The organism is Candidatus Skiveiella danica (assembly GCF_022705245.1).
Classification (GTDB): Bacteria; Pseudomonadota; Gammaproteobacteria; order Burkholderiales; family Burkholderiaceae_C; genus Skiveiella; species Skiveiella danica.
In genome coordinates, this window is the sequence record NZ_JAKJEW010000152.1 from 1 (window position 1) to 247 (window position 247).

Annotated in this window: 1 pseudogene; it reads right to left on the reverse strand. The window is 68.0% G+C overall.

What is annotated here, in order from left to right:
- A pseudogene (locus ACMUOY_RS20630) lies at positions 1-247 on the reverse strand (DNA topoisomerase IV subunit A); the annotation flags it as partial.

Here is a 247-nt window from a genome sequence, read left to right on the forward strand (position 1 = left end):
TTTCTTGCCGGCGAGGTCGCACAAGGAGGCGGCGGGCACGCCGTCGCCTTTGCCGCCCGGCACGTCCTGGATCTTCACGGTGTAGGCGCGGCCGCTGGCGTCGAGCAGCACCAGCGGGTGGATGGTGCGCGTTTCGATGACGGCGAATTCGGCATCGCCATCCTTCCAGGCGATGCTCGCCGGGTCGATGCCGTGGCCGTTGCGCGAGCGCAGGAAGCCATTCTTCGAGATCAGCAGCGTCACCGGC